Here is a 23,704-nt window from a genome sequence, read left to right on the forward strand (position 1 = left end):
CGGCTCCGTCAAGCCGCCGCGCTACCGTCGCCCTGCGATGTTGCATCATCGCCCTTGCGCTTGCGAACCAGGCCGATCAGTCCGAAGACGACAGGCGACAGCAGCATTGCCAGGCCAAGCGCCATCAACGACGAAACCAGCGCATTTGACCAGAAGATATTCAGCGATCCGCTCGACAGAAGCATCGACTGGCGGAAGGCATCCTCGGCCTTGTCGCCGAGCACCATGGCGAGAACCAGGGGCGCCAGCGGATAATCGAGCTTCTTGAAGACGTAGCCCAGCACGCCGAAGCCGATGACCATGAAGATATCGGAGACGGAATTGGCCACCTGATAGGCACCGGAGAAGATGACCGCGACGATGATCGGGCCAATGATCGAGAACGGTACGCGCAGGATCGAGGCGTAGAGCGGCACGGTGGCGAGCACCAGGATGACGGCGACGACGTTGCCGAGATACATCGAGGCAATCAGACCCCAAACGAAATCGGGCCGGTCGGTAAACAGCATCGGACCGGGCGTGAGGCCCCAGATCATCAGGCCGCCCATCATGACGGCAGCCGTGGCCGAACCGGGAACGCCGAGCGCCAGCATCGGTAACAGTGCCGAAGTGCCGGCCGAATGGTCGGCGGTCTCCGGTGCTACGATGCCGCGCGGGTCGCCCTTGCCGAACTTCGACCTGTCGCGCGCCGAACGACGGGCGACGCCATAGCTCATGAAGGAGGCTGCGGTCGGCCCGGCGGGCGTGATGCCCATCCAAATGCCGATGATGGTCGAGCGCGCGATCGTCAGCCAGTAGCGCGGGATCTCGACGAGGGTGCGGCCGATTTCGGCGAGCCTGACACGCGCCTTGATGCCTTCGAAGCGCAGGCCCTCTTCCGTCGTCAGCAACAGTTCGCCGATGCCGAAGAGGCCCATGACGGCGATCAGGAAGCTGACGCCCTTGATCAGGGTCGGGATGTCGAAGGTCAGGCGCAGATCGCCGGAGATTGTATCCATGCCGACGGATGCAAGCGCAAAACCAACCATCATCGACACGAGCGTCTTGAACGGCGATTGCGCCCCCATCGAGATGAAGCTTGCAAAGGCGAGGAAGTAGACCGCGAAATATTCGGGCGAGGAAAAGCGCAGCGCGAAATTCGCGACCCAGCCCGACAGCAGCGTGATCATCACCACGCCAGCAAGGGCACCGATGCCGGCCGAGACGAAGGCCAGCGTCAAGGCGCGGCTCGCCTGCCCTGCCTTGGCCATCGGGTAGCCGTCGAACGTTGTCGCGACCGACGAGGGTTCACCTGGAATGTTGAACAGGATGGATGTCGTCGAGCCGCCAAACAGCGCCCCCCAATACATGCAGGAGAGCAGGATGATGGCGGAGATCGGATCCATGGAGAAGGTCAGCGGCAACAGCAGCGATACGCCGTTGGGCGCGCCGAGGCCGGGCAGAACACCGACGAGAATGCCGAGCGTGACGCCGACCATCATCAGCAGGATATGATTCCAGCTGAGGATGTGGCCGAAGCCATCGATCAGAAGACCGATATTTTCCATGTCATTCCTCCCGGGGAAACTTTAGCGGTTGGGATCAATAGATCCCGAACCAGGCCTCGACCGGTCCCTTCAAAAGCGGAACCTTGAAGCCGATCTCGAATACGATGAAGAAGAAGAGCGAAACGGCAACGCCGGCCGGCAGTGCGATCCACCACTTGTAACGCCCCTGGAAGAGCATCGCGCCGGCGATATAAAGTGCGGTCCCGACATAGAGCCCGAGCCAAGCGGAGACGCCGGCAAAGGCGACAAGAGGCAAGAGGAATGAGGCAACGACGCGGGCGCGGGCACCGTCGATGAAGATATCGCCCGTGCCGCGATGCTTCACGAATGCACCGATCGCATTCGCAACGCTTCCCAGAATGATCAGAACGCCGATGTAGAAGGGAAAATAGCCGGCCTCGGGGCCGAAATCGCTCCACCCGGCGCCGACATCGGAGGCGCCATAGCAGACGGCTGCGCCAAAGATACCAGTCAACGCGGCAACGCCAAGCTCCACCGCGAAGCGGGAAAGCCCATTCGCACTGTTCTCACTCATGATCGTGACCTTTCAAACCGGTTGACGGGCGCTCCCCTTAGCGCGTCATGCTTGACGCGCGGCGCTGTCGAGGCGCCCGTCCCGATATATCGCCTGATTTAGTTGGCGAGCCAGCCTTCGCGCTTCAGAACTTCGCCGACTGCGGCGCCGTCCATCTCGATGGCGGCCTTGAAATCGTCGCCAGCGATGTAAGCGGGAGACTGCGAGGTATCGGCAAGATACTTCGCCCACTCCGGCGTTTCGGAAACCTTGCGCATCAGGTCCGCATAGAACTTGACGGCATCGGGTTCCACGCCAGCCGGCAGCCAGACGGTGCGCGGCATGGAGTAGTTGTCGATGGCAATGCCCGTCTCCTTGCAGGTCGGGATGTCGCTCCAGCCCTTGTCGCCAGCAACCTTGGCGTCGTTCGTCAGCTTGACGCTCTTGAAGACGCACAGCGGCTTGACCATGCCGGCCTGCCACTGGCCGAGGTTTTCACTCGGGTTGTTGACGTTGGCGTCGAGGTGTTCGCCGGCGAGCTGAACAGCGGCTTCACCGCCGCTCTTGAACGGGATGTAGTTGATGGTCGCGCCGGTCGCGTCGTTGATCATCGAGGTGAGGATCTGGTCGACGTCCTTCGACTGGCTTCCGCCGATCTTCAGTCCACCTTCCTTGGCCTTGGCGGCGAAGTCGGCAGCCGTTGCGTAAGACGCCTTGCCATTGACCCAGAGAATGAATTCGTCGGAAGCAAGCGCTGCAACAGGCGTCAGGTCCTCAGCCTTGTAAGGCACCTTGGCGCGGACCGGCAGCAGGTAGGCATTGTTGGTGCCGAATGCCAGCTTGTACGCGTCGCCCTTGTTGGTCGCCGTGTAGACGAAACCTTCGGCGCCGCCGGCGCTGCCCTTGTTGGTGACGACAACAGGCGCCTTCATCAGTTCGTACTTGCCGATGATCGCCTGGATCGTGCGCGCGAAGATGTCCGTGCCGCCGCCCGGGCCAGCCGTGACGACGAATTCAACCGGACGGTCGGGCTCGAAAGCCAACGCCGGAGCGGCAACGCCGAATGCGGCTGCCATAACGCATGCGATAGAAACGGATTTCTTCATATCTAGTCCTCCCGTTGAGTGAGATGCGGCGCAAGACCTCCTCCTGCGCCGGTAGTGGTTGAAAACGTGCGAATTCAGGCAGCAGCCGAAAGGGCAGCCTTTTTCTTCGCCATGCGAACGGCGAGCAGAAGCGCCTCGCGGCTTGCGCCGACATCGGCAATGCCCTTGCCGGCAATGTCATAGGCCGTGCCGTGGGCTGGGGTGCAGAGCGGGAACGGCAGGCCGCCCATCATCGTCACACCCTTGTCGAAGCCCATGAGCTTCATCGCGATCTGACCCTGATCGTGATACATCGTCAGGACGGCATTGAAGCCTTCCTTGAGTGCACGCACGAAAACGGTGTCGGCCGGGAACGGGCCATCGACGTTGTAGCCGAGCGCCCTGGCCTTCTCGACCGCCGGCTCGATGATGTCGATCTCTTCCATGCCGAAGCTGCCGCCGTCGCCGGCATGCGGGTTGAGGCCTGCAATCGCGATCTTCGCCGCTTCGTAACCGGCCTCCTTGAGGCAGACCTGGGTCAGCTCGACCTCGGCGAGAATGCCTTCGACCGAAAGGTTGTCCGCCACGTCCTTGAGCGGAATGTGCGAGGTGACACGCGCATTCCAGACCTTCTCGAGGACGTTGAATTCGCGAACCTTGCCAGTGAAGCCGAGCACGTCGGCAACGAAACGGATCTCGTCGTCATAGCCGGGATAGGCAAAGCGCATGGCCTTCTTGTTGAAGGGCGTGAAGCACACGGCCTCGGCCTTGCCGGCGTGGGCAAGCTCCAGCGCCGTGCGGAAGTTGCGCGTTGCAAACGTGCCGCCGGCGAGCGTCGCCTCGCCGCGATCGACGTCTGCCGGATCAAGATGACCGAGGTCGACGAATACGTGACGGGCGGTACCGGCCTTGTCGAGATCCTCAAGCGTCGAGGGCTCGAGATCGAGCGTCAGACCGGCAGCCTTGGCGCCTTCGTCCAGAATGCGGCGATCGCCGATCGTGATGATGTGTGCGGCCTCGCGAATATCGGGAAGGGCCAGCAGCCGCGCTGTCAGCTCGGGGCTGATGCCGGCGGGATCGCCCATGGCAAGCGCGATGACAGGACGCGCGCCGTTACCGGCAGCACCATTGGTCGTCATGTGAGATGTCCTCCACTTCATGCTTTTCGCAGGCTGTCATACGTTATTCAAAATTCTGCATCAAGTCTTTTGTATTCTGTATGCAGCATTTTCTGTTGACGATGACGAGCCCTGTCTCCATGCTTCAATCAGACAGTGCTGATTCAATCGGCACGCACGGGGAACGGATGGCCAGCACGCGGCCACAAGCGCAGAAGCAAAATGATGAACGAAATCATACCACTGGAGAGACGCGCCGACGGTGGCCCCGGCCCGATCAAGCGAACGGCTCTGCATGACACGCTTGTCAGTCATCTGCGCGACATGATCATCGAAGGTGATTTGTCACCCGGCACGCGCCTGCATGAGGGCCAGCTCGGCGAGCAGCTCGGTGTCTCGCGCACGCCCTTGCGCGAAGCCATCAAGTATCTGGCGAGCGAGGGGCTGGTCGAGCTCGTACCGAGCCGCGGCGCCGTCGTGAAACGCTTCAGCGCCAAGGACGTGCACGACATGCTGACCGTGTTGCAGACGCTGGAGGAACTTGCGGGCAAGCTCGCCTGTGAAGCGGCAAGCGACGCCGGCATTGCCGAAGTCCGCGCCCTACATGACGAAATGGTCCGTCGCTACAAGGTCGGCGACCGGCTGCAATACTACAAGCTCAACCAGCAGATTCATTCGGCGATCGTCCAGCTCGCCGAAAATGCGGCGCTCGCCGACATGCACAGCGTCTTGCAGACACGGCTGAAGCGCATCCGCTTCATCGGCCACGAAGGCCCGGAAAAATGGGCGGCCGCGGTTGCCGAGCACGATGAGATGATCGTCGCGCTCGAAGCCCGCGACAAAGCCAAGCTATCCGAAGTGCTCGGCCGCCACCTGATGAACGCCTGGGAGCGCGTACGCGCTTCGGTTTGAAGAAGCGTCGCAGTCGCGTTCTAAGCTAGCGGGCTCTTTCTTGCCCGGGGTCCTATTCTCAGGATCGACCCCAATATATTGAGCGGCCCCACGCTATTCGTCGCCCCATGTAAGCGGCGCCGGGATGACATGTTCGCGATCCAACTTGATGCGTATCCCGGATACGCATATATTGGCGAGAAAGGGGATCGGCGATGGCGTCTCGAGACAGAATGAAAAGGTACCGTGAGCGTGGTGGTGCAGCTGACCTCGTTCGAGTAGAAGTGCTGGTGCCGCGCGATAGACGCAATGATATTGTCAGCGCCGCCGCAGGCATGCGCGAAGATCACAGAAACCGTAAGGATCGTTTAGCGGAATATCTCAGTCTGGCGGCCGAGCGTTATGGCTTGCGAATATTCGACAATATCGACATCGAGAGGCTCGATGATGTCCCAAGTCGGTCACGGGTCGTAGCGAATGCGCTCATCGAAAGAGGCGACGCCCGAGCCTTTGCGATGGGAAGGAAGATGTTGTCCATACTTGACGGTGGTCACTAATGGCTCTGACCGTGCTTCAACGCAACATCATGGCGTCCATCGCCAGAAACCGCTCCGAGAGCAGCTATATGGCGGGCGGTGTGGTTCTCAACATGAACTGGCCGCGTGTGTCGGATGACATTGATATTTTCCATGATAGCGACTCGGAGATCGGTTCCGCGGCGCAGAGAGATATCGAAACGCTCAAGAACGATGGGTTTCTCGTTACTATCGACGTCAACGTATACGGCTGCGTTGAAGCGCAGGTGTTTCGCGATGGCGACAGCACGCTAATCCAATGGATGAGCGAGACCAAGTCTCGCTTCTTTCCTCTCATCCGAGATCAAGAGTGGGGCGCGCGGCTCAACCCAGCGGATCTTGCTGTCAACAAGGTCATCGCAGCCTCCACCCGAACCAAAGCCCGCGACTATATCGACCTTCTGACGATTGATTCAAATCTCTGCCCGCTTGGAGCAATCGTAATGGCGGCGTCAGGCAAGCCGCCCAACTATTCACCGGTGCGCAGCATCGATGAAATCCGCAGAAAGGGACTTTCCATTCGCGGAGAGGATTATTCGTCGATACGTGGTCTGCCCGCTGGCTGGACCGCCGCCAGCATAAGGGAGAACCTCGTCGCGATGCTAGACCGTGCAGAAAGTTACGTGCGTAACGCACCCTTGGATCTGGTCGGTATCCTCGTTGTCGATGAAAACGGCATTCCCGCAGAAACGTATCGTCTCGATGTAAGCGGCCTCGTCTACAGAAGGGCGACCTCCGAGTCTGAAGTGGTGCCGGATCTGCCAGAAGTGTCGCTTGGATGGGACAGATAGGCGCAGTGATCGTCAGCCTGAGTGCCGCAAGGACTCGAAGCTCGCAATCGCGCTGCTGGAAGCAAGCATTGCATGTGCCACCAAAGCAGTCGGCATGATTACCTCCGTCCTCGCCTCTTATGTGCTTCTCAAACCTTATGAGAAGCCAACAGGACCACAGCGTTTTACGCTTTCTCTCCACGGCAGAGACAGCTCGGTCGCGCTCAAACCTTCAGGCTGCAAAAACAGTGCTCAATCGAAGCAGTTCTGAAGTTAGCAACCAGTTTCGAACAAGAACCCTGTCGCTTTGATACTACACCGCCATCGGAAAACATCGCGTAACATTAGAATCGCATTGACTTTTAACATGGACGAAATTCACTAGTTTCGAGGCAATCGGGACAGGGAATTGGAATGGGGCGGCCAAATTCTCAAATAATGCTTGTGGCAGCAGCTGTGCTTGCTTCAAGCAACGTATTGGCTGAGCCCGTTCCTCGTCCGACCCCCGTCGCAGGCTCCGTCATCGCGCGCAGATCCGGCGAGGAAGTACGCTTCGTCGACGTTTCCAACTGGCGTTTTGTCGATCTCGCTCAAGATCTTCTTTCCGGCGACGTATTGCGCACCAACGCGACCGGTGCGCTTGCCGTTCTTTTTTCCGACCGAACCCAGATACGGCTCGGACGAAACACAGCGCTGCGCGTCAAGAAGATGGCAACCGCCGGCGACACACAACTGGAGCTTCAGACCGGTACGATTTGGGCCCGCGCCGAACGCGGCGGTCAGGGGCTTGCTGTCGATACCCCGGCAGCGACAGCCGCTGTGCGGGGAACCGACTGGACACTGACCGTTGGCGCCGACGGCAAGACGTCTCTGATCGTACTTGAGGGCATGGTCGAACTTAGTAATGCGCTTGGCAGCGTGACCGTCAGCCAAGGCGAAGGTGCGGTGGCCGCAATCGGCCAGGCTCCATCCAAGATCGTGATCGTCACGCCGAGGGATCGCGAGCAAATGCTGTTCCATCTCTCTTTGCGTGATTCGTTCATCTGGATGCCGGCATCTCCCTTACGTGTACCGGACATGCGCAATGAGCGAGAACGGATAGAGGCGGAGCCCCCGCCGTCAAGATCTGCCGAAGACTGGCTCGCGCTGTCAGAGATCTACATGTCTCTGAACGGTCGTCAGAAAGCGAAGGTCGCATTGACCGAGGCGCGTGGACGTCGGCTTGGCCGAACGCAGCAAGCACGTGCCGACCTCGTCGAGGCGTTGATCGCGGGTGCTGAGAACCGCTATAACGACGCGGCAAAGCTCTTTTCGCGTGCGGCACGCGGTCTGGACACCAAGCGGCGCGCGATAGCTGCCTATGGCGGCTACTTCGCTCGTGCGCTTGCCAACCCCGACCACGCTGAAGCACCGCCGCGCGATGCAGCGGGTGCCTATGGAGCGCTTGCCCGGGCCTGGACCAACGGGTTTCGCAACGACATCCGTTCTGCGATCGATACCCTCAAGCAAGCAGAGCGCCAGTTTCCTGACGACCCGACATTGCCCGCCGCCCGGGCGCAGTTCGCCCTGCTGCTGGATGACCGCGAGGAAGTCCGTGATGGTATCGAAAGGGCGCTGGCGATCGACCCGGAGGACCCGACCGCGCTGCAAGCCCGCTCCGATTACCGCTTTCACATCGAGAACGATCTCGATGGAGCTTTGGCAGACCTCGAGCAAGGCCTCAAGACAGCGCCCGGCTCATCGTCCATCTGGAACTCCCTCGGGCTAGTCCAGGGCGAGCGCGGCGACAATCGCGCTGCAGAGAATGCCTTCAAGCGTGCAATCGCGCTCGATCCGCAGGACCCGGTCTCACATGCCAATCTCGCTATCCTCTACCTTGTCGAAAACCGCATGGTTGAGGCGAAGAGCGAAATCGATACCGCGCTTGCCGCCGACCCGTCCTTCGATGTGACACTGGTGGCGCGCGGGCGTTATCACATGCAAACCGGCGAATTGGACAGGGCCGTCGAAGACCTGCTCGCAGGGTCTACCGCCAATCCCGCCTACTCCGGCGCCCAATTGCTGCTGGCTGGTGCTTACTACGAGAAGGGTGATCGCATCCCCGCCGCCCAGGCGCTCGATAACGCCGAGCGGCTAGACCCCAACGATCCTGTTGTCATGCAGATGCGCACCGCGATCGCCATCGACGACTATGATTCAGACGCCGCAATTCGTTATGCCCAGGAGCTGATGCGCCTCACCCGGGCGCGCGGTGGCGAGACAGCCGCGCTTGGCGCCAATCAGGATGCCGGCTCCACGCTCAACGACGCGTTTCGCCTGCAGGGACTCAATGCCTGGGGACAATACTACGGCGACGCCGTTTTTGATCCCTTTACCGGTTCGAGCTATGTCGACCAGGCTGTGCGCGGCAGCGTCAATCCGCTCTTCAACACCTATGATTTCGATGGCAGCCCTGTCGTCAACACCGCCAATCCACAAAGTTTCTCGGCCTTCTTTCAGGGCCTGCTGATAGAGCCGCACATGCTGGCGAGCCGTGAACGCACAGCCAACATCCTGCAACGGCCATTCTTCGAGGCCGCGCTCGGCGGTGGCATGATCGCTGACAAGGACGATCAAGGCTGGATCGGCGAGGCGGAACTGCGGGGTCTTACGTTTTCGCCTTTCCCGATCAGCGTCTACGGCAATGTCCAGTGGGAAGAGCCGCGAGATACAATCGATCTCGAACAGGATCTGCAACTCGATCGAGAAATGCGCCTGCTCGGCGGCAACGGTTATCTGACGGCGACGCCGACGCCAGACGACAGAATCATTGCCTATGCCAACTACGGCAAGTTCGATGACAGCCGTAGCATATTTGATATACCGGATCCTCGCGCAGCGCCGTTCAATCTGGACACAATAAACGACGACACGTCATCACGCCTGCTTTCCGGTATAGCGTGGAGCCACACCTTCGGTTACCGCAATGTCGCGAACGTTGCGTTTTTCTTCAGCGATCAGAAAACTGTCGAAAGCGAGAGGTTGGCGCTTTCCAGTACGAACCTGCCACCACCGGTCACGGCCCGCAACGAGCAACAGCAAACAACCTATGTCGCTGCAGTAAATCATCTTATTGGCGATGGCGCGATGACCTGGCGCTATGGTGTCGAGGCGGGAAAGGTCCGATCCAAGAATGCTGCCGACCTTCTGCTAACGGACCCTACAGGTCTGACACCCCCGGTATCGTTTTCGAGTTCGATTTCCGCGACCCAATCGGTGGCAAAGGCCTACATCGATGGCATCTACGAGATCACGCCGGACCTGAAAGTCGAGGGCGCACTCTTTGCGCGCTACATCGAAGACGTCAACGACGACGATATTCGCTTGGAGCCGAAGCTTGGCATCGCCTGGGCGCCGGCGGAGGGCCATTGGCTGAGGGCGGCAGCGATGCGTGACGGCTTGAACTTCGACGTGGCCACGCTCGCCCCTATCGGCGTCGTCGCCCTGCAGCCCAATCAACTGCGTTTCGGTGCCGAGGGGTATACAGACACGCTGGCGTTTCGTTGGGACGCGGAATGGCAGGACTGGCTGTTCACTGCCCTCGATTACCAACACCAGGAGGTGCGCGAGCTATCGCTCGACCTACCGCTCTCCACGTTGAGCCTCGACTACGCCAAGGTCGGGCTTGACCGCGTGGCTGCAACCGCGAACTTTGCGCTCGGTCACGGCTTTGGCCTTTCGACGACGGCCGCTCATACGAATGCCGATGTTAGAGACGACCCAGGCAATCCCACCGACGATTTGCTTTTCGTCCCGGAAAACACCGGTCAAGTGGCGCTGACCTGGGTAAGCACCGCTAATGTGAAGGCAACGATCGCCGCCAACTATGTCGGCACGCGCCCGGCCGACGGTAAGACGCTCGACGATTTCTGGACGCTCGACGCAACACTGGAATGGGAACCCTTCGACAAGCAGGTCGAGGTCAATCTGGCAGCGTTCAATCTGCTTGACGAAGAGTTCGAACTGAGCAACGGCCTACCCGGTTGGGGGCCGACGTTCAAGGGCACGGTCAAAGTGCGGTTCTGATGGCGGATCGCGACTCATCTCACCTATCGGCAGGCGTCACTGGTCAACAAGAGATGCGCCGCCCACTTGAACGCCGCATCAAGCTTCTGGCGCTTGCCGCCTTCGTCACCGCTGCGCTCGGCCTTGCCTCGGGCACCGGCGCCTGGGCGCTCAACGAGCTGCGAAGTTTCGACTATCTCTCGACCATCGGCCGTATGCCACTTCCACCAAACGGGCCGGTGATCGTGGCCATCGACGAACCGTCGATGGCCGAGATCGGTCGGCAATGGCCATGGCCACGCTCGCTGCATGCCACGCTGGTCGAGGCGCTGCGCAAGGCTGGCGCCAAGGCAATTGGTATCGACGTCATCTTTGCCGAACCTTCGTCCGACGAGGCGAACGATCACCGTCTTGCAACTGCTATGGGGCCGGATGTGGTTCTCGCCGGCGATCAGTCGCTGCTCGAAAGTCCACAAGCCGACCAGTTCATCCGTACCGAACCTCTCGCGGTCTTCACGGGAAAAGGCGCCCGAACCGGCATAGCCTCAGTCGACCTCGGCGGCGACGGCACTCTGCGCGAGATCCCGTCCTATCACGACGGTTTCGCTGCCGTGCTGGCTGAAGTTGCTGGAACGCGCTTAACGCCGCCGCCCCAGTCGGCGCTGATCCAGACCTTCGGTCCAGCACGCACCTACCCCACAGTCTCCTACTACCAGGCGCTCGCTCCTGAAAGCTTCCTGCCGGAAGGCACGTTTCGTGACCGCGTTGTCGTTGTCGGCTTGAGCTTGCAGAACGCGCCCTCGATCAACGATGGCGGAGCGGACGCCTTCGCCTCCTCCGACACCGTTCATTCGAACAGACTGGTGTCAGGGGTGGAGATGCAGGCGACGATCTACGACAACCTCGCAAACGATCTCTTCATCGACCGGGCACCTCGGTCCGCCGTCATCGCGGCAATCGCGGCGGCGGCTGTCCTCGCCGCATTATCGGTTCTGCGCATGACCGGGTGGCGCACGCTTGCATACACCGTCGCCGCGCTTACGTCGATCGTGGTATTGAGCTATGCCCTCATGCGTTTCGGCCAAGTTTTCCTGTCACCGATTGGGCCGGGCCTCGCCTTTGCCTTTGTGGCTGCTGGTCAGACGGGGCTGGACTATGCAGAAGAGCGGCGGCGGCGGCGCGAAATCACGCGCGCCTTCTCGCAATATCTGTCACCCGCACTGGTCGAACGTTTGGCGCGCGATCCGTCACATCTGAAGCTCGGTGGCGAGCGGCGTATGCTGTCTATCCTCTTTTGCGATATCCGGGGCTTTACCACTATCGCTGAGCAGATGAAGGACGACCCTGAGGGCCTGACAACGCTCGTCAACCGGCTGCTGACGCCACTGTCGGAGGCCGTGCTGAAACAGGGCGGCACCATTGATAAATATATTGGCGACTGCCTGATGGCGTTCTGGAATGCGCCACTTGACGATCCGGATCACGCTGCGCACGCCGTGCAGGCAGCGCTCGACATGCTTGCCGCGCTAGATGAAGTCAATGAGGAACTCAAGGCGGAGGCCAAGAAAGAGCAAAGTCCGCTTCAAACCCTGAGGATCGGCATCGGCATCAACACCGGCGAATGCATCGTCGGCAATATGGGCTCAGTCCGACGCTTCGACTATTCAGCACTCGGAGACGCGGTCAATCTCGCCTCACGTCTCGAAACCACGTCCAAGGACTATGGTATTTCCCTGCTTCTCGGAGAAAGCACGGCGGCACTCGTCGAAAACATCTTCCCGATCGCCGAGCTTGACCGGATCAGCGTCAAGGGACGGACGGCGGTGTCGCCTGTATTCACGGTCGCAGTCGGCGTCCATAAAGATGCACTCATACGGCATCGCGCATTCCTTGAAGCCAAGTATGACGGCAAGCTGAAGGCGCGCGACGTGATCTTCGATAAACTAAAAAGTGCCTTGCCGCCTCTCGCGCGCTACTACGAGCGCGAAAGAAGCAAACTCAATATGTCACGGTCGAAGAAAACGTGAAGCCAGCATGGGGGCTACCGGTTCAATGAAGACCGCCGACGCCAAGCAATCGCTCGACGGCGTCGTGATCGCTTGAAAGCGCCTGCGGCGTGCCCGTCCAGGCAATGCGTCCGCGCTCCAGCACGATGACCTGATCGGCGAAATCGAGCGCGCTCTGGATGCGCTGCTCGACCAGTACGATGGTCATGTCGCCGGTCTTGGCGAGTTCGGCAAAGGCCTTCATTAGTTCCTCGCAGATCACCGGGGCGAGCCCCTCAAGCGGCTCGTCCAGTAACAGGACCGACGGGCGACCGAGGATCGAACGCGCCGTCGACAACATCTGCTGCTCGCCGCCGGAAAGCTGGCTGCCGAGGTTGCGCCGCCGCTCGTGAAGCCGCGGAAACATGTCGTAGGCTTCTTGCAGTGCAGCTTTCGGCCGATCCTTGAGGCCGACGAACAGGTTTTCCTCAACGGTCAGGGTCGGAAACACGCAACGCGCCTGTGGCACGAATCCTAAGCCCTTGCGAGCGCGTGACGCGCTTGGCAGTGCTGTCACGTCAGCATCACCCATGCGAATGCGGCCGTCATAGCGTTTCGTCTGGCCGGCAAGCGTCGCCAGCAGCGTGGTCTTGCCCATGCCGTTGCGGCCGAGAACGGCCAGGCGCGCGCCCGCTGGAACCGAGAACGAAATACCTTCGAGCACCCGCGTCGGCCCATAACCGGCGGACAGGTTTTCCACCTCAAGCGGCGTGGCTGGCATTGGCATAGCTCCCCAGATAGGCTTCTCGCACCCGCGGATCCTGGGTGACATCAGACGGCGAACCGTCAAAGATAATGGCGCCAGCCGCGAGGACAACGACGCGCTTGGCAAAGCGGAAGACCAGATCCATGTCATGCTCGATCATCAGCACGGCGAGATCCGCCGGTAGATCGGCGAGCGCCTGCTCGATGCGACCGGTGTCGCTCTGCGGCACGCCGGCTGCCGGCTCGTCGAGCAGAAGAACCTTCGGCTTCAAGGCAAGCGCCACGGCGATTTCAAGCAGGCGCTGCTGGCCATAGGCGATCTCACTGACCTTGCGATGCATCAGTTCGCGAAGCCCGAGCTTGCCAAGCAGTTGCCCGACTTCATCCATCACATCAGGCATCGAGAGAAAATTGCCGAACAGACGACCGGAGCGGCCGTCGCGCTGCAGGACGGCGAGCGCCACATGCTCGGCCGGCGTCATGTCGAGAAACAGGCGCGTGACCTGGAAGGAGCGCACCAGCCCTCTCCTCACCCGGCCGATGGCATCGATACGGGTGACCGTCTCGCCGCCGAGGCGAACCTCGCCAGAATCAGGAACAAGGTTGCCCGTGACCAGATTGACGAACGTCGTCTTGCCGGCGCCGTTCGGGCCGATCAGCGCCACGCGGTCGCCCGGCGCCATACTGAGACTTACGTCATTGGTCACTGCCAGGCCGCCAAAGGCACGCTTGAGGTTTCGAACTTCAAAGATTGGCTGCATCATTTTGCCTCCCGGCGGCGGGCAACGAAGGCGGCTGCCGTTCCGTAGAGCCCCTTCGGCGCGAAGAGGACGACGGCGATCAGCAGGGCGCCGACCATCGTCAGCCAGTGGAACGGATTGGCGGCGGAAACGACGTCTTCGAAGAACATGAAGACAATAGTGCCCGTGAGCGCGCCGAAGAGCGAACCAGTTCCACCGAGAACGAGCATCACCAGGCTTTCGGCCGACATGGTGAAGGACAGGCTGTCGAGACCGACCACCTGCGTCGAGATGGCGTTGAGCGCGCCGCCGACACCGGCGACGGCCCCGGAGATGACATACATCTTCATCAGCGCGCCCTTCGGCGATGCCCCCATGGAGCGGATGCGGATCGGGTCTTCCTTGATGGCGCGACACAGCATGCCGAACGGCGAGCGCACGATCAGCCGCAGGACGGCGAAGACAAGCACTAGCAGCACGACGCCGAAGACGTAAGCCGTGCGTCCCCACAGGTCAAACTCGTAAAGACCGAGCAAAGCGCTCGGCGCGATGCCGGACAGGCCATCACTGCCGCCGGTCCAGGACGACGCCTTGTTGGCGAACTCATGGAAGAGGTGGATGAGGGCGATCGACAGCACCAGTTGCGGAAGACCGTGTGCACGCAGGATCACCGCTCCGCAGATGAGGCCGGCAACGGCGCCGGCGGCAATGCCGAAGGCGAGCATCGCGAAGGGATCATTGATGCCGTAATGCGCTGAGACAATCCCCGCGGCATAGGCACCGGCGCCGAACAGCGCCGCGTGTCCGAGCGTCGCCACCCCGCAATAGCCGGTGACGAGGTCAAGCGAGAGCACCAACAGCGCGATGGCGATGATGCGCGTCAGCAGCGCCAGATTGTTGGGAAACAGGAAGTAGCCGACAATAGCGAGCGCCAGAATGACGCCGAGACCGATCAGGTCGCCGCCGCCGAAGCGGCGCTTGCCCGCTGTCCGTGCAATCAGGTCGTTGGTGGTGGTCATGGTCATCCCTTGGCTCTCCCGGCAAGTCCGCGCGGGAAGACGCAGATGATCGCGATGACGGCCAGATAGAAGAAGAATTCGCCGAACTCGGGCATCAGGTAACGGCCGGTCGTGTCGATGCCGCCGAGCAGCAAACAGGCGACAAGCGCGCCGGGGATCGAGCCCGCACCGCCGACCGACACGACGACCAGGAAGGTCACCATGTAGCGCAGCGCATAATAGGGTTCGACCGGCAGAAGTTCGGCACCGACAACACCGCCGAAGGCGGCAAGACCAACGGCAACCGCGAAACTCACGGCATAGACGATCTCGGTGCGCACGCCGAGTGCAGCGGCCATGGCGGCATTGTCGACCGAGGCCCGCAGCTTGACGCCGAACGCCGTCCTTTCAATCGCGTACCAGAGGGCGATGGCTACGGCGAGGCCGCAAAGGATCGCAAAGAGCCGATGCGTGGCGATCGCGCGGAAACCGAGATCGAAAGAGCCCTGCAGTTGCCCCGGCAGCGGCACGGTCTTCAGCGTCGGCCCGAAGACATAGTTGGCGATACCGATGATGCAGAAGGTGATGCCGATCGTCATCAGCACCTGGGTCAGTTCCGGCGCCCCATAGATGCGACGATAGAGCAGACGCTCGATCGGGATGGCGATCACGATCGTGCCGAAGACGGCAAGCACGATGGCAAATCCATAGGCAAGGCCGAGGTCGCGCGCCGCATAGGAGGCGATGTAACCGCCGATCATGGCAAATGCGCCATGCGCAAGGTTGACGACGCGCATCAGCCCCATGGTGACGGAAAGCCCGATGGAGATGACGAAGAGCACCATGCCATAAGCAAGGGCATCGATCGCGATGCTGAAGACTGTTTGCATGGGGCTATCCGATGCCTTTCGTTATCACTGACGGCTGAGGGGCGGGACGAGACGAACCCATCCCCGGCAAACAGCCGCACGCGCGTGGTTCGTTTCCGCCTTCAACGGAGGCACCGAAACGCTCCATCTTTCCATTTCAGGTATTCCCGGATGGAAAAACGCATCGCGCCTTTCCTGGAAATGCGTCCCTATCTTATGCATTCCCTTTACGGAAAGCCGCTTCGCACTTTTCCTGGAAATGCTTTGGGACGCCCGGCTCGCTCAATTCGCCGGACGCCGGTATTTTGCGGCCAATGCGGGCGGGGCTCAATCAGCACGCACATTGCCCAAAAGCCTATTTCAGGGCCGCGAGACCGGGATCGCCCTGCTTCTCGAAGGTCTGAACTTCCTTGTTGTAGTAGGTGCCGTCGTCAGCCTTGGTTACCTCGCGCAAATAGATGTTCTGCGTGATGTGGCGCGATTCGGGATCGATGGAAACCGGCCCCCTCGGGCTCGTCCAGGAAAGACCCTTGACTGCATCGACGGCCTTCTGCGCGTCCTGCTCGCCGCCGGTCGCCTCGATCATCTTGTAGATCACATGCATGCCATCATAGGCGCCGACCGAGGGGAAGGAGAGTTCGGCCGGATTGCCGATGGCCTTTGCGGCCGCCTCGACAAAAGTCTTGTTTTCCGGACTGTCGTGCGAGACGGCGTAGTGGAACGTCGTCTGGATGCCGAGCGCCGCTTCGCCAAGCGCCGGCAGATCGGATTCCTGCGTCAGATCGCCTGGAGCAAAGAACTTGATGCCGCCGCTCTTCAGGCCGTTTTCGTTATAGGCTTTGACGAAACCAAGCGTGGTCGGGCCCGACGGCAGGAAGGCGAAGACGCCTTCGGCACCAGAGTCCTTGATGCGCTGCATGATCGGCGAGAAGTCGTTGGTGGCAAGCGGCATGCGAATGGCTTCGACGACCTGTCCACCGGCCGCCTCAAAACCGGCCTTGAAGGCATTTTCAGCATCGACACCCGGGCCGTAGTCGCTGACCACGGAGATGACCTTGGAAACGCCCGCATCCTTCGCCACCTTGGCGATCGGTGTCGAGGTCTGCCAAGTGGTAAACGAGGTACGCACCACCAGCGGGCTTTTGGTCACGATCGCCGACGTCGCCGCGTTCATGATCACCAGCGGCACGTTCGCCTGTTCCAGAAGCGGCGTGACGGCCATTGCATCGGGGGTGAAGTAGAAGCCGGCCAGATACTGCACGCCTTCCTTGACAACCAGTTCCTGGGCAAGCGCCTTCGATTGCGCCGGATCGGCCTGCGGCACGTCGCGATAGATGATCTCGATATCATCGTCGCCGACCTTGCTGCCCTTCATCGCCATATAGGCGTCGATGCCAGCCTTGAAGTTCTTGCCCTGCAGCGCGAAGGGACCGGAAAAGGGTCCAACGACGCCGATCTTGATCGTGTCCGCATAGGCAGCACCACTCAAGGCCAAGGCCGCAAGCGCGGCCAGAATTGTCCGTTTCATATTTCCTCCCTGTGGCACCGTCCACTCCCGCTGCGGCACCGTCATCACAAAGCAATCCGATTTTGATGTCCGTCAGTTTGCCATGCGAAACGGTGATGCAAAAATGAAATATGGGGTGGAAATCATAATTCAACAGTTATGTTTTGTCTTGGTTTTCGGTGAGCGTTTATTTAACTAGGCACTAGCACCGGAGACCTGGGTCCAAAGCGTGTTGAACAAAGCGCTGCCCGGCGAAGACAGCGATTTAGCGTTTAACCAAGGTGCGTACCGATTCCTCCCGGCACCGGCAGAATCTCGCCGCGTGACCAACCCTTGAATTCGCGATCTTCGGTGCGGAATACTTCTCAGGGAGCGCACTTCCACGCATGAATTCACGCAGGAAATCCGTGCTGCGGCGAAGCGAGCGCAGCTTCTACGCGATCCTGCAATAGCAGCAGTGACTTCCAGCTCCACGAGGAGAGCGATGGTCGATAGCGCACCATCTGGCGCAGCGATCAACTGGTTCGCGTTCGCAGATCGGTTCAATAAAAAAAATTGAACACTTCATTCGTTCGCACAAACTTTGGTTTGGCGGCAGTCGTTCCGACCACCTGGGAAGAAGCCTAACGCCAATGCGCGCTCGGCCCTTCATAATACCGTAATCGAACTTTCATCGTTTCATCATTCGATTTGGCAGGGAATGTCACACTCAACTGTTAGCAAGCGCTCCGGCTCATTCGTGTCGCCGATTTTGGTGACCGCCATTCTGCAAGGAGCGTTTTGCAATGAGAGACTCCGCCACCACGTTCGCACTTATCAGCCTGATGGCAACCGCCGCGTTTGGCCCTTCACCAGCAGCAGCTGAAACGACGAAATTCGAATTCTGGTACGGCCTTTCGGGTGATCTTGGAGAGCGGGTCCAGGAAGCGTGCAAGAAGTTCAACGATAGCCAGTCCGAATTCGAAATCGTCTGCACCTCGCAAAACGGATACGACACGACCCTGCAAAACACCATTGCGGCATACCGCGCCAAAAAACAGCCCGCGATCACGCAGATCTATGATGCCGGCACCCTGGACATGATGCTGTCCGGCGCGTTCGTGCCGGCCAAGAAGCTGATGGCCGACAACGGCTATACAATCGATTGGAACAATTACTTCGGCGGCATCGCCAACTATTATGCGACCGCTGGGGGCGAACTGAATTCCTTCCCCTTCAATTCCTCGACTGCAATGTTCTATTACAACGTCGATGCGTTCCAGAAGGCCGGCGTGGACTTCAAGCCCGACACCTGGGAACAGGTCGAGGAAGCGGCCCGCAAGCTGAAGGCCGCCGGCTTCGAATGCCCGCTCGCTTTCAACTTCGACACATGGCCGCTCATGGAGCAGTTTTCGGCCATTCATAACCAGCCGATCGCCACCAAGGCGAATGGTTACCAGGGGCTGGATGCCGAACTCGTCGTCAACAAGACCAAGTTCGTCGATCACGTGAAGTTCTTCAAGAAAATGGCAGACGAGAGGCTCTTCGTCGTCAAGACCAAGCAGCTTGGCATGGATACCGTCCCTGCCTTCACGTCCCAGACCTGCCAGATGATACAGACCTCGATCGCCGACCATGGCACCATCGGCAAATCCCTTCCCGAGGGCGTGAAGTGGGATGTCGCCATGTTGCCGGTATGGAAAGGCACAGAGCGTCAGAATTCGCTGGTCGGCGGCGCATCCCTTTGGGTGCTGGCTGGCCGTCCGGAAGCGGAATACAAGGGTGCAGCCGCCTTCCTCAACTACATCGCGACACCGGAAATGGCCGAGTGGTGGTCAACGGTGACGGGATACATTCCGGTAACGAAGACCGGTTTCGACGCGATGAAGTCCAACGGCTTCTACGACAAGGCGCCCTACAAGGGGCGTGAATTTGCGATCCAGAGCCTCTCGTTCACGCCGACGTCGGAAAATACCCGTGGCATTCGCCTGGGCGGCTTCACTCAGATCCGCAAGGAATTCGCAACGGCCCTCGAAGCGATCTTCATGCAGAATGCAGACGTGCAGGCCGAGCTCGACAAGACGGTCGAACGTGGCAACGCAGTGCTGCGTCGCTTCGAGAAAACCTACGCCGGTCAGACGCTGAACTAAAATCTGATCCGTCGGGAGCCTGCCTGAGCAATGGCAGGCTCCCATACCTGTTCTTACGCACGGAATTTGCACACATGGACAAGCGCGCGGCCTTTCGTAGCTGGTGGCTGCCCAGCCTATTCGCCCTGCCGCAGATCATCCTGATCCTGCTCTTTTTCTACTGGCCGGCGGTCGCGGTGTTGCGCTGGGCATTCACGCTCGAACCGCCCTTCGGTGGAACTGCGGAATTCGTCGGACTTGCCAATTTCAAGGAAGTGTTCGCCGACCCGCTCTACTGGAATTCCGTTGGGGTCAGCCTGGCGTTCGCCCTTTGCGGCACCTTGGCTACGATCTTTATCGGCCTTGTTCTTGCCCTGGCGGTTGACCGCCAGCTACCGGGTTCCGCGCCCTTCAGGTTCCTCTACATCCTGCCTTACGCGATTGCGGGACCTGCTGCCGGCATGGCCTTCCGTTTCATCCTGTCGCCAGAGCGCGGGCTGATGGCATCGGTCAACGCCGCCTTTCCGGACTTCTGGAACCCAGCCAAGTATGGCAGCCATGCCCTTATTCTCGTCATCGTCGTGTTTGCCTGGAAATGGGCGGGCTACACTTTCATCTTCCTTCTCGCAGGTCTGCAGTCTGTCCCGCGGTCGCTCATCGAGGCTGCAGCGATGGACGGCTGCGGCCCGATACGCCGCGCGGTCGACATCCAGATACCGATGCTTGCGCCCACGCTTTTCTTCCTGCTCGTGATCATGATGACCGAAGGTTTCGTCGGTGCGGACACTTACGGCATCGTCGCGCGTACGACGGATGGCGGCCCGAACCACGGCACGGATGTGATGGTCTACCGCATCGTCGAGGAGGCGTTCCGTGGACTGAACTACTCCGGCGCGTCGGCCCAGAGCCTCGTGCTCATCGGCCTCATCATGATCTTCACCTTTATCCAGTTCCGCTTCATCGAGCGCCAGGTCCATTACAAGTGAGGCAGTCATGATTCAGCGGACCCCTTTCGCAAACGCCCTCACCTATGGCGTGATGATCTTCGGCTTCCTCCTGCTGATAGGTCCCTTCATCGTCATCGTGTCGGGCGCGAGCCAAACGTTTCAGCAGGTCAACTCCATACCCTTCAGTTTCCTGCCGCAGGATCGCCTGTTTGAGAATATGAGCGCCGCCTGGACGCGGGCGAACCTCGGGACGGCGATGTTGAACAGCTTCGTGATGGCCAGCCTCGTGACTGTCGGGAAGGTCGCACTGTCAGCGTTGACTGCCTTTGCCATCGTATTCTTCCGAACCCCGCTGAAGGGCTTCTTTTTCTGGATGGTGTTCATCACGTTGATGCTGCCGCTTGAGGTGCGTGTCGTGCCCACCTACGCAGTCGCTGCCGATTTGTTTCAGCCCGTACGGCTTCTCATCTCCGCTGCGACTGGTTTCGAGGTGTCCCTCGACTGGAACCTTCTCAACTCCTACGCCGGTCTCACGCTGCCGCTAATCGCAACGGCCACCGGAACATTCCTTTACCGCCAATTCTACCTAACTCTGCCCGATGAACTGGCCGAGGCCGCGCGAATGGACGGGTCGGGCCCGGTCCGTTTTTTTATCGATATGCTCTTGCCGCTCTCGCGCACCAACATGCTCGCTCTGACCACGATCATGTTCGTCTACGGCTGGAACCAGTATCTCTGGCCGCTCCTGATGGTGACGGACCCTGCCTATAAGACCACGATGATGTCGCTGGTCGCACTCCTGCCGGCCGACAACGGCACGCCGGATTGGAACGTGACGCTCGCCGGATCGCTGATCATCATGCTGCCCCCATTGGTCGTCGTTGCCGTCTTGCAGCGCTGGTTCGTACGGGGCCTGGTGGCCACCGAAAAGTGAAACCGCTTCCCCCATCTGCAGAATAAAAGAGGTCCTCGTTCATGGCTGACATCGCAATTCGCGCCGTGCGTAAATCTTACGGCAAGACCCCCACCTTGCATGGCATCGACCTTGTTTTTGCGTCGGGAGAATTCGTGGTGATCCTCGGCCCATCAGGCTGTGGCAAATCCACGCTTCTCAGGATGATCGCGGGACTGGAGGAAATCACCGCGGGTGAGATCGCCATCAACGGACGGGTCGTTAACAGGCTTGAACCGCGCGAACGCGGTTGCGCCATGGTGTTTCAGAATTATGCCCTCTATCCACACATGACGGTCGCGGGAAACATCGGCTATGCCCTGAAAGTCGCTGGCGTACCAAAGGCAGAGCGCCTTCGCCGCATCGAGGAGACAGCCAAGATCGTCGGGCTCGCCGACTATCTCGATCGCAAACCTGCGGCCCTCTCCGGTGGCCAGCGGCAACGGGTTGCCATGGCGCGCGCGATCATCCGGGAACCGAACGTATTCCTTTTCGACGAACCGTTGTCGAATCTCGATGCCAAGCTTCGTGTCACCATGCGCGCCGAGATCCGCAAGCTCCATCAGCGCCTGTCGGCAACGTCCGTTTTCGTCACGCATGATCAGGTAGAAGCGATGACTCTCGCAGACAAGCTGGTCGTCATGAACAAGGGCGTCGTCGAACAGGTGGGCCAGCCGCTTGACATCTACCACCGCCCAGCAAGCATTTTCGTCGCCTCCTTCATCGGTTCGCCGGCGATGAACCTGTTTGACGCTCACATCAACGTCGATGACGCCTGCCTTGCGTTCAGCGGCACGAAGATGCCGATCGACAGGGCTCTTGCCACACGCTTGGGTGAAAGACGTGTGACCGTGGGCATTCGTCCGGAACAGTGTGTTGTTGCCACTGGGGCAAGAGGCATCTCGATGAAAGTGGACTTTGTAGAAGAGCTCGGAGCTGGCCGCGTCATCCACTCGGAATTGGATGGCCAGCCCTTTGCAGCCTGTGTCGATGAAGAGACGTACGTAAGGCCTGGCGACCGGATCGCGCTGGAACTGCCGCTTGCACATTTGCATGTGTTCGACCGAGAGACTGGTCGGCGTATCGAGCTTGAAGTCGAGCCTCGCAGTGGCCGCAATGCGCGGCAGGTGCTCGAAGCAGTCTGATCATCGCAACATCGAAGGAGATGGAAATGAACGAGTTCATATCCGCTATTGGCTTTTGCAACCGGACGGGCAAGGGAGATCTGTCGAGCCTTGACGCTTCTTTGCGCGAAATCGCCGATACGGGCGCGGATGCCTGCGAGATCGGGATCTATGGCGAGGAGATCATCAGCCGAGGTCGCCTCATCGAGGATCGGCTCCAGCGCGTCGCCGACATCACGCGCAAGTACCGTTTCAAGAAGCTTTCGCTGCACGGTCAGATCGTATCCAACTTCATGGATCGCCAGCATCACGATTTGCAGAAGAAGGTCGTGAGAGCGATGCTCGAGCTGTGCGATCGGCTCGGCGCGGGAATCCTTGTCCATCACTCCGGCGCGGCGCAGCTTGCCGCCGGAGAGAGCGCCGCTGATCTCGACAAGATGGAACGCGACGCACTCGCAGAGATGTCGGATATCGCAAAAGGATATGGGGTACGCATCGCGCTTGAAAACATTTTCACGACGGAAACCGGACAGTATCGGCAAACACCGAGCCAGGTCGCCGAAACAGTCCGTTCGATCGGCTCCGACAACGTCGTTGCGCTTATCGACTTCTCGCATGCCTACATCGAGGCCACGCATCGCGGGCTGGATTTTCGCGAGCAATTGCGGGCAATGGCACCGGTGGCAGGCCACCTGCATGTTCACGACAGTTTTGGGCTGCCCTACTCCATGAACCGCTTCTATCATCCAGCTGAGGCGACGGCACTAGGCATCGGAGATTTGCATCTGCCAATTGGTTGGGGCGATATTCCTTGGGATGACATCTTCGCCGAACTGATCTTCCTTCCAGACACGGCATTAATCATGGAAATAAACGCCGAGCGTTTTGCTGATCAGCAACCTGCGAGCCTGGAACGGGCAAGGCGTTTGGCTACCGTGGTGGGCCTTCGATCAGCTGCCTGACGAGTTCCGGATAGCGCGTTACCATCCATGTTGATTGGTTGTCCGGCCGCACATGTGCGGCGGGACAACTGCACCATCCCTAGAAGCGCGTTCGTCAGACGGCCCGTTTGATCGCTATTACGAACCGATACAGACCGACGCACGGCGGAACTCATTCCGGCACGCCGGCGCTTTCCGGGGCGCAGTTTCTGACTTGGCAGTGA

General features: G+C 60.0%; 20 protein-coding genes. 11 read left to right on the plus strand and 9 right to left on the minus strand.

Annotation, left to right across the window (positions count from 1 at the left end):
- Nucleotides 1-8: 8 nt before the first annotated feature.
- From ASD03_RS35725 to ASD03_RS35740, 4 genes are all read right to left on the minus strand, one after another.
- Nucleotides 9-1,547 carry a tripartite tricarboxylate transporter permease gene (locus tag ASD03_RS35725; RefSeq protein WP_057218898.1) on the minus strand — a complete coding sequence of 513 codons (1,539 nt, stop codon included), beginning with the start codon at nucleotides 1,545-1,547 and terminating at the stop codon, nucleotides 9-11.
- 34 nt (nucleotides 1,548-1,581) lie between these two features.
- Nucleotides 1,582-2,082, minus strand: coding sequence for a tripartite tricarboxylate transporter TctB family protein (locus tag ASD03_RS35730; RefSeq protein WP_057218900.1), 501 nt, complete (start codon nucleotides 2,080-2,082; stop codon nucleotides 1,582-1,584).
- 98 nt (nucleotides 2,083-2,180) lie between these two features.
- A complete protein-coding gene (locus tag ASD03_RS35735; protein ID WP_057218902.1) occupies nucleotides 2,181-3,167 on the minus strand; it encodes a tripartite tricarboxylate transporter substrate binding protein in 987 nt (328 codons plus the stop codon).
- A gap of 74 nt (nucleotides 3,168-3,241) precedes the next feature.
- Complete coding sequence (locus tag ASD03_RS35740; RefSeq protein ID WP_057218905.1) at nucleotides 3,242-4,285, minus strand: 4-hydroxythreonine-4-phosphate dehydrogenase PdxA; 1,044 nt, start codon at nucleotides 4,283-4,285, stop codon at nucleotides 3,242-3,244.
- A 204-nt stretch (nucleotides 4,286-4,489) separates the two neighbouring features.
- Here ASD03_RS35740 and ASD03_RS35745 point away from each other — a divergent pair, with 204 nt between their 5' ends.
- From ASD03_RS35745 to ASD03_RS35765, 6 genes are all read left to right on the plus strand, one after another.
- Nucleotides 4,490-5,176 carry a GntR family transcriptional regulator gene (locus ASD03_RS35745; RefSeq protein WP_057219261.1) on the plus strand — a complete coding sequence of 229 codons (687 nt, stop codon included), beginning with the start codon at nucleotides 4,490-4,492 and terminating at the stop codon, nucleotides 5,174-5,176.
- A 212-nt stretch (nucleotides 5,177-5,388) separates the two neighbouring features.
- Entirely contained in the window at nucleotides 5,389-5,712 is a 324-nt protein-coding gene (locus ASD03_RS35750; protein ID WP_225906417.1) for a hypothetical protein, read from the plus strand.
- Nucleotides 5,712-6,521 carry a hypothetical protein gene (locus ASD03_RS35755; RefSeq protein ID WP_057218911.1) on the plus strand — a complete coding sequence of 270 codons (810 nt, stop codon included), beginning with the start codon at nucleotides 5,712-5,714 and terminating at the stop codon, nucleotides 6,519-6,521. Before ASD03_RS35750 ends, ASD03_RS35755 begins: the two co-directional genes overlap by 1 nt.
- Nucleotides 6,505-6,771: a hypothetical protein gene (locus tag ASD03_RS39600; protein WP_156408143.1), complete on the plus strand. Its 267-nt coding sequence runs from the start codon at nucleotides 6,505-6,507 to the stop codon at nucleotides 6,769-6,771. The genes ASD03_RS35755 and ASD03_RS39600 overlap by 17 nt, the downstream gene beginning before the upstream one ends.
- 167 nt (nucleotides 6,772-6,938) lie before the next feature.
- Nucleotides 6,939-10,565: a FecR domain-containing protein gene (locus ASD03_RS35760; RefSeq protein WP_234907810.1), complete on the plus strand. Its 3,627-nt coding sequence runs from the start codon at nucleotides 6,939-6,941 to the stop codon at nucleotides 10,563-10,565.
- 53 nt (nucleotides 10,566-10,618) lie between these two features.
- Nucleotides 10,619-12,571: a CHASE2 domain-containing protein gene (locus ASD03_RS35765; RefSeq protein WP_057218916.1), complete on the plus strand. Its 1,953-nt coding sequence runs from the start codon at nucleotides 10,619-10,621 to the stop codon at nucleotides 12,569-12,571.
- A 22-nt stretch (nucleotides 12,572-12,593) separates the two neighbouring features.
- Here the strand turns inward: ASD03_RS35765 and ASD03_RS35770 are convergent, their stop codons facing one another.
- The 5 genes from ASD03_RS35770 to ASD03_RS35790 form a co-directional block, all read right to left on the minus strand.
- On the minus strand, nucleotides 12,594-13,310 hold the full coding sequence (locus ASD03_RS35770; RefSeq protein ID WP_057218918.1) for an ABC transporter ATP-binding protein: 717 nt from the start codon (nucleotides 13,308-13,310) through the stop codon (nucleotides 12,594-12,596).
- Nucleotides 13,291-14,055 (minus strand): ABC transporter ATP-binding protein, encoded by a 765-nt coding sequence (locus ASD03_RS35775; RefSeq protein WP_057219263.1) that lies wholly within the window; start codon nucleotides 14,053-14,055, stop codon nucleotides 13,291-13,293. The genes ASD03_RS35770 and ASD03_RS35775 overlap by 20 nt, the downstream gene beginning before the upstream one ends.
- Nucleotides 14,055-15,059, minus strand: a complete 1,005-nt coding sequence (locus ASD03_RS35780) for a branched-chain amino acid ABC transporter permease (protein WP_113568333.1) — start codon at nucleotides 15,057-15,059, stop codon at nucleotides 14,055-14,057. Before ASD03_RS35780 ends, ASD03_RS35775 begins: the two co-directional genes overlap by 1 nt.
- Nucleotides 15,056-15,922, minus strand: coding sequence for a branched-chain amino acid ABC transporter permease (locus ASD03_RS35785; RefSeq protein WP_057218920.1), 867 nt, complete (start codon nucleotides 15,920-15,922; stop codon nucleotides 15,056-15,058). Before ASD03_RS35785 ends, ASD03_RS35780 begins: the two co-directional genes overlap by 4 nt.
- Before the next feature lie 334 nt (nucleotides 15,923-16,256).
- Nucleotides 16,257-17,429 carry an ABC transporter substrate-binding protein gene (locus ASD03_RS35790; protein ID WP_057218922.1) on the minus strand — a complete coding sequence of 391 codons (1,173 nt, stop codon included), beginning with the start codon at nucleotides 17,427-17,429 and terminating at the stop codon, nucleotides 16,257-16,259.
- Between the two features lie 803 nt (nucleotides 17,430-18,232).
- On the opposite strand from ASD03_RS35790, the gene ASD03_RS35795 reads away from it, so the two are divergent.
- The 5 genes from ASD03_RS35795 (at nucleotide 18,233) to ASD03_RS35815 (ending at nucleotide 23,501) form a co-directional block, all read left to right on the plus strand.
- Nucleotides 18,233-19,537 carry an extracellular solute-binding protein gene (locus tag ASD03_RS35795; RefSeq protein ID WP_234907828.1) on the plus strand — a complete coding sequence of 435 codons (1,305 nt, stop codon included), beginning with the start codon at nucleotides 18,233-18,235 and terminating at the stop codon, nucleotides 19,535-19,537.
- Between the two features lie 74 nt (nucleotides 19,538-19,611).
- Nucleotides 19,612-20,502, plus strand: coding sequence for a sugar ABC transporter permease (locus tag ASD03_RS35800; protein WP_057218926.1), 891 nt, complete (start codon nucleotides 19,612-19,614; stop codon nucleotides 20,500-20,502).
- 7 nt (nucleotides 20,503-20,509) lie between these two features.
- The gene (locus ASD03_RS35805; protein WP_057218928.1) at nucleotides 20,510-21,397 is read left to right on the plus strand and encodes an ABC transporter permease subunit; all 888 of its coding nucleotides are present in this window, start codon (nucleotides 20,510-20,512) and stop codon (nucleotides 21,395-21,397) included.
- Nucleotides 21,398-21,438: 41 nt separating this feature from the next.
- Entirely contained in the window at nucleotides 21,439-22,560 is a 1,122-nt protein-coding gene (locus ASD03_RS35810; protein WP_057218930.1) for a sn-glycerol-3-phosphate import ATP-binding protein UgpC, read from the plus strand.
- A gap of 26 nt (nucleotides 22,561-22,586) precedes the next feature.
- On the plus strand, nucleotides 22,587-23,501 hold the full coding sequence (locus tag ASD03_RS35815) for a TIM barrel protein (RefSeq protein ID WP_057204686.1): 915 nt from the start codon (nucleotides 22,587-22,589) through the stop codon (nucleotides 23,499-23,501).
- Nucleotides 23,502-23,704 lie beyond the last annotated feature (203 nt).

Source organism: Ensifer sp. Root127 (assembly GCF_001425225.1).
In the GTDB taxonomy this organism is placed as follows: domain Bacteria; phylum Pseudomonadota; class Alphaproteobacteria; order Rhizobiales; family Rhizobiaceae; genus Ensifer; species Ensifer canadensis.

Coding starts and splice junctions, on each gene's coding strand:
- ASD03_RS35725 (WP_057218898.1), bottom strand. CDS start 1,547: ATGGAAAATATCGGTCTTCTGATCGATGGCTTCGGCCACATCCTCAGC.
- ASD03_RS35730 (WP_057218900.1), bottom strand. CDS start 2,082: ATGAGTGAGAACAGTGCGAATGGGCTTTCCCGCTTCGCGGTGGAGCTT.
- ASD03_RS35735 (WP_057218902.1), bottom strand. CDS start 3,167: ATGAAGAAATCCGTTTCTATCGCATGCGTTATGGCAGCCGCATTCGGC.
- ASD03_RS35740 (WP_057218905.1), bottom strand. CDS start 4,285: ATGACGACCAATGGTGCTGCCGGTAACGGCGCGCGTCCTGTCATCGCG.
- ASD03_RS35745 (WP_057219261.1), top strand. CDS start 4,490: ATGAACGAAATCATACCACTGGAGAGACGCGCCGACGGTGGCCCCGGC.
- ASD03_RS35750 (WP_225906417.1), top strand. CDS start 5,389: ATGAAAAGGTACCGTGAGCGTGGTGGTGCAGCTGACCTCGTTCGAGTA.
- ASD03_RS35755 (WP_057218911.1), top strand. CDS start 5,712: ATGGCTCTGACCGTGCTTCAACGCAACATCATGGCGTCCATCGCCAGA.
- ASD03_RS35760 (WP_234907810.1), top strand. CDS start 6,939: ATGCTTGTGGCAGCAGCTGTGCTTGCTTCAAGCAACGTATTGGCTGAG.
- ASD03_RS35765 (WP_057218916.1), top strand. CDS start 10,619: ATGCGCCGCCCACTTGAACGCCGCATCAAGCTTCTGGCGCTTGCCGCC.
- ASD03_RS35770 (WP_057218918.1), bottom strand. CDS start 13,310: ATGCCAGCCACGCCGCTTGAGGTGGAAAACCTGTCCGCCGGTTATGGG.
- ASD03_RS35775 (WP_057219263.1), bottom strand. CDS start 14,055: ATGCAGCCAATCTTTGAAGTTCGAAACCTCAAGCGTGCCTTTGGCGGC.
- ASD03_RS35780 (WP_113568333.1), bottom strand. CDS start 15,059: ATGACCATGACCACCACCAACGACCTGATTGCACGGACAGCGGGCAAG.
- ASD03_RS35785 (WP_057218920.1), bottom strand. CDS start 15,922: ATGCAAACAGTCTTCAGCATCGCGATCGATGCCCTTGCTTATGGCATG.
- ASD03_RS35790 (WP_057218922.1), bottom strand. CDS start 17,429: ATGAAACGGACAATTCTGGCCGCGCTTGCGGCCTTGGCCTTGAGTGGT.
- ASD03_RS35795 (WP_234907828.1), top strand. CDS start 18,233: ATGGCAACCGCCGCGTTTGGCCCTTCACCAGCAGCAGCTGAAACGACG.
- ASD03_RS35800 (WP_057218926.1), top strand. CDS start 19,612: ATGGACAAGCGCGCGGCCTTTCGTAGCTGGTGGCTGCCCAGCCTATTC.
- ASD03_RS35805 (WP_057218928.1), top strand. CDS start 20,510: ATGATTCAGCGGACCCCTTTCGCAAACGCCCTCACCTATGGCGTGATG.
- ASD03_RS35810 (WP_057218930.1), top strand. CDS start 21,439: ATGGCTGACATCGCAATTCGCGCCGTGCGTAAATCTTACGGCAAGACC.
- ASD03_RS35815 (WP_057204686.1), top strand. CDS start 22,587: ATGAACGAGTTCATATCCGCTATTGGCTTTTGCAACCGGACGGGCAAG.